5 protein-coding genes are annotated in these 4,602 nt (G+C 74.1%); 2 read left to right on the top strand and 3 right to left on the bottom strand.

Features of this window, described 5'->3' with window-relative positions:
- Together JM949_RS33800 and JM949_RS33795 are read right to left on the bottom strand one after the other, a co-directional pair.
- Positions 1-656, bottom strand: a 656-nt coding sequence (locus JM949_RS33800; protein ID WP_407664872.1) for a cobalamin B12-binding domain-containing protein, incomplete at its 3' end; no start/stop codon positions are given.
- Entirely contained in the window at positions 653-2,419 is a 1,767-nt protein-coding gene (locus JM949_RS33795; RefSeq protein WP_203152096.1) for a PP2C family protein-serine/threonine phosphatase, read from the bottom strand. The genes JM949_RS33795 and JM949_RS33800, both read right to left, overlap by 4 nt.
- Before the next feature lie 197 nt (positions 2,420-2,616).
- Here JM949_RS33795 and JM949_RS33790 point away from each other — a divergent pair, with 197 nt between their 5' ends.
- Positions 2,617-2,958: an STAS domain-containing protein gene (locus JM949_RS33790; protein WP_203152095.1), complete on the top strand. Its 342-nt coding sequence runs from the start codon at positions 2,617-2,619 to the stop codon at positions 2,956-2,958.
- Between the two features lie 98 nt (positions 2,959-3,056).
- Here JM949_RS33790 and JM949_RS33785 read toward each other — a convergent pair whose 3' ends face one another.
- Complete coding sequence (locus JM949_RS33785; protein WP_203152094.1) at positions 3,057-3,371, bottom strand: hypothetical protein; 315 nt, start codon at positions 3,369-3,371, stop codon at positions 3,057-3,059.
- Between the two features lie 200 nt (positions 3,372-3,571).
- Between JM949_RS33785 and JM949_RS33780 the strand changes: the two genes are divergently transcribed.
- A partial coding sequence (locus JM949_RS33780; RefSeq protein WP_203152093.1) for a DUF2267 domain-containing protein occupies positions 3,572-4,602 on the top strand: 1,031 nt, incomplete at its 3' end.

Genomic DNA, 4,602 nt, shown 5'->3' with positions numbered 1-4,602 from the left:
ACTCCGCGCAGCGCCCGCTCGTCGGCGACCAGCTCGGCCGCCGCGGGTGCGTCAGGCGCCCAGGCCACGCCCAGCCGACGCGCCCAGCGGCCATCCGCGCCGAAACCACGCCCGCCGACCACCACCGGCACGTCCGAGCGTCGGCAGGCCTCGATCATCCGGTGGGCGTGCGGCAGTCGCATCGGCAGCGCGCAGGCCAACGCGACCGCGTGCGCGTCGTAGCGGTGCAGGTACGACACGAGATGCGCCGCCGGCACACTGGCACCCAGGAAGGTCACCTGCCACCCGCGTAACCGCAGCACCTCGGCCACCAGCCGGGGCGGCAGCGCGTGCCACTCACCGTCCATGCAGGCGACCACGACCCGCCCGCCGGTCGGCCGCGGTCTGGCGTGCGCGGCCACCGCCGCCACCACCTGCTCGCTGATGTGGGTGGCCGCGTGCTCCTGGGCGACGCTCCACTCGTTGCGTGCCCACCGCTCGCCCACCTCGGCCTGGGCGGGCGCGACCAGGTCGAGCAGCACCCGCTCCGCCGGGACGCCCGCGTCGAGCAGGCCGATCGCCAGCTCGGCCGCGGCGTACTCGTCGGCGTCGGCGAGACAGTCCAGATAGCCGGAGTACGCGTGGGTCGGATCGGCGGCGGCCATGGCGGCGGTCACGCGTCAGCCTCCTCTGCTCGGTCGATGACGGCTGGTGCGGGCACCGCGTGCAGGTGCCGCGCTCCGCGCCCGCCCGGACTGGTCGCCCGCAGCGCCAGCACCGCGATGTCGTCGTGGTCGCCCTGCGCCAACCAGTCGCAGGTGACCTGCTCGACCCGTTCGGCGAGGGCTGGCGCGGGCATCCGCTGGCAGCCGGTCACCGCGCTGACCAGCCGCTCGGCCCCGAACTGCTCGGCGCCGCGGCGGCCACCACGGGCCTCGGTCACCCCATCGCTGTAGAGCAGGCAGGTCTCACCCGGGGCGAGCCGCACGGTCACCTCACCGACCCGCGGGTCAGGCACCACCCCGATCAGCATGCCGCGCAGCGGCACCGTCTCCACCTCGCCGGAGGCGCGCAGCACCAGCGGTGGCAGGTGCCCGCCGCCGGCCATGGTGAGGGTGAGGCCACCGTCGCGCTCTGGGCGGGCCACGCCGAGCACGATCGTGGCGAAGCGGCCCTGGCCGTGCGCCTGGGTCGTCTCCAGCAGCGCGTCGTTGAGCAGTCGCAGCAGGCGCGCGGGGTGCGACTCCAACCGGTGCAGCGCCTGGAGGCACTGGCGTAGCTGACCGGTGAAGACGGCCGCCTCGACTCCCTTGCCCGACACGTCGCCGAGGAAGAACACCGAGCCTCCGTCGGGAAGCCGGTGCGAACCGTAGAAGTCACCGCCGATGCGCAGCCCCGCCTGTGCGGGCCGGTAGGCCGTACCCCACTGCACACCGACCGCCTCGACCGGCTCGACCGGCAGCAGGCTGGCCTGGAGAGTGTCGGCCACCTCCGCCTGGTCGCGGTAGAGCAGGGCGGTGGTCAACGCCGCGCCGGCCCGCGCGGCGAACGCCCGGACCAGGTCCACGTCGGCCTCGTCGTACCAGCGGGTGGCCCGGCGGGCCACCAGCAGCACACCGACCGGCGCGTCCCGGCCGGGCAGTGGCACGACCCGGGCGACGCTGTCGGCGCCGGTGAATGCGGGCAGCCAACCGGCGTCGACCGCCTGCTCGACCAGCCAGTCCCCGGTGTGCGGCTCGACGCCGGTGAGCCCGTCGGTCATGGCAGCCGGCAACTCGCCGCCGGTCAGCACACCGCTGTCCACCGTCGGGTTCTCGTCGTCAGCTCGGGCGGCCCGCCACCAGCGGACCCGACCGGCACGCGGGGCGAGCACCAGCACGGCGACCTCGGCCAGGGTCGGCACGGCGAGCCGGACGACCGCGGCGGCGGCCCGGTCGGGGTGCAGGGGGTTACCGAGTTTGTCGCCCACCACGGCCAGGAACGCCGAGCGTGCCCGTTCGGCGAGCAGCGCGTCGGCGCGGCTGACGTTTTCGGTGACGTCCTCGACATACCAGCAGCAACGGCCACCGGAGAGCGGCACCTGGCGTGCGGTGAGCCGCCGCCCGCGATGGGTGAAGCCGCCGGCGTCGCCCGCGCCGAGGCCCGGCACCCCGGACACGCTGAGCAGCTCGCCGGGCGTCACCTTGGGCAGCAGCCGCTCGGCCACCGGACTGACGTGCCGCACCACGCCATCGGCGTCGCAGACCACCAGACCCTCGCGGAAGTGTTCGACGACCTCGAACCAGTCGGGTGCGGACGAACCCCGGTCGGCCGCCAGTGGCGGCAGAGCGGCGGTGGGGCGGGGCGGAGCGCCGACGGACCACGCCGCAGGCCGTGTCGTGCTCGGCGTGGAGATCCGTCCGTCGCCCGGGTCGGTGTCCCTGACGTCGGAAGCAGTCACCAGCTGAGCCTCACTCCTTGTCATCCACCCGATTCCGCTGCGGAACCGGCGTCTGTGGTCAAAACTCTCCAGCCCACCCTACGCCGGTACCCGGGCAGCGGCATCTCACCGAAGCCACCGGCAGCACCACCAGCGGGCGACCACTCGTCCCGCGCGTCGTCGCCCTCCACTTTGCGTTATGCCGCACAACTGGGAGCATGGTGGGATGTCCGAGCCAGTTGTTGACCATCGAGGCGAGTCGGCTCGACGCCGGACACGTCCGACTTCGGCTGACCGGTGAGCTGGCCTACGACACCGCGCCCGAGTTGATCGCCGCCGCGGCCGACCTGCCCGGCGACGGCGAGGTGCTGATCGACCTGGCCGGAGTGAGCCTCTGTGACTCCTCCGGGCTCAGTGCGCTGCTGGTGGTGCACCGCGTCGCCGGGGCGGTCCGGCTGACCGGGGTCAACCCGCCGCTTCAGCGGATGCTCGACCGCACCGGGCTGACCGAGTTGCTGACCGAGCGGCACGCCGGCGACGACCTGCGCGCCATCGGCTGATCCCGTCGGGCCGGGCCGGAGCCCGGCAGCCACCGGCCACCCCGGTGAACGGGGTGGCCCCCGACCCTGGGACCTGGGGTCGGGGCCCGGAGGAATGTCTAGGGTGCCGTCGTCGGCTGAAGTCGGGGCCCGCTCTCACGCAGCTCGCCGGTCGGCGTCGAGTCGATGTCCTCGGGTTCCCCCGAATCGGGCGTCTGGTACAGGTAGCGGACGAACTGCCCACCCGCCTCGTTGTCGTCCGCGCCCGGCCACTGGCCGACGCAGTCCATGCCCACCACCTCGCGGCCGGTTCCGTCGGCCTCCTCCAGCAGCGCCCACAGGCTCACCGGGTAACACCTGGTGACCTCGGGGGTGAGCTGCCAGCGCGCGTACCAACCGGCTCGGGCGGGGACGATCTCGACGATCTGCTTCATGACGACCTTCCTTCCGCGTACCTCGGAAGAACAGCGGTCCTGACCCGATGGTGCGGGCGGCACGGGTGAGCACCCCTCACCCCGGCCGGATGAAGCCTCGCGGACGCCGGGCCGACCCGGCCGGCCGCGTCTGTTTCGTGCTCGACGACGGCGGGAACGCGACGGGCACAGCCACGATCCCGAGCGGAAGGGATGCCACCATGCGCAAGCAGATGGAGGGTGACAACCAGCGGCGTCGGGCGCTGGCCCGGCAGGCCCGCGAGCAGAATCGCCAGCCCAGCGAGGTCGGCGCCAGCCTGAGCGCGACCAAGCAGATCACCAGCCTCGACCAGGGCAAGCGGGCCGGCCCACCGGCGGCCGGAGCCCGCAAGCCGGACAGTACGCGGGGCGGGCCGGCACCGCCGCCGGTCGGCACCGCGGACAATCCGCGACCACAGCCATCCCCGCCGAGCGGCGCGGCCGGTGTGCGCGGCGTGGGCTACCACGACCTGGTCGACGGGGTCCGGCGCCGGGCCGGGGTGGACTTCAAGACGGCCAAGGTGGGCACCGAGGCCACCGTGCTGGTCCTCGCGTTCGCCCTGGAGGCCGCCGAACGGCAGCGGCTGCTCGCGGCGGTGCCGGCGTCGTTGCACGACGTGCTGCCGGTCGACGGCGTCGAACGGCACCAGGACCTGGCCGGCTTCCTGGCCGAGGTGGGCCGGATCAGCGGCAACACCCCGGAGCAGGCCCGATACCAGGCGGAGGCGACGATCGCCGCGCTCGCCGAGCAGGACGGCGACCTGGTCGAGTCGTTGCACGTACCCGACGGGTTGCGTGACCTGCTGAACCCAGCGGAGGCCGGTGGTGGCCTGGTCGGCGCCGCCACCACCACACCCACGCTGAGCCCGGACGAGATCAGCGCGGCGCTGGACGACCTGCCGTACTGGGCCGGCGACAGCCAGGGCCTCTACCGGGTGGTCGCGCTGCCACTGGACAACCTGGACCGGGTGCTCGCCCGGCTCGACCGGCTGCGCCGGGACACCGGCCGCGGCCCGAGCATCGGACGGCCGGGTGACACCGCCGCCGTGTTGACCGTACGGACCAACCAGGCCAACGGGGTGACCGCGTTGGACGTGGACCTCGCCCGCCAGATCGACGACGCGATCGACGAGGTGGGGGCCGGGATGGCCGGCGGCTGGACCGGCCACGACGACACCGGCGGGCCGGCGGACGGGGCGCGACCCCGCTCCGC

Source organism: Micromonospora tarensis (assembly GCF_016803395.1).
Taxonomy (GTDB): domain Bacteria; phylum Actinomycetota; class Actinomycetes; order Mycobacteriales; family Micromonosporaceae; genus Micromonospora; species Micromonospora tarensis.
Note: the sequence above shows the minus strand (reverse complement) of the source record. Positions and strands in the feature narration are given on the sequence as shown.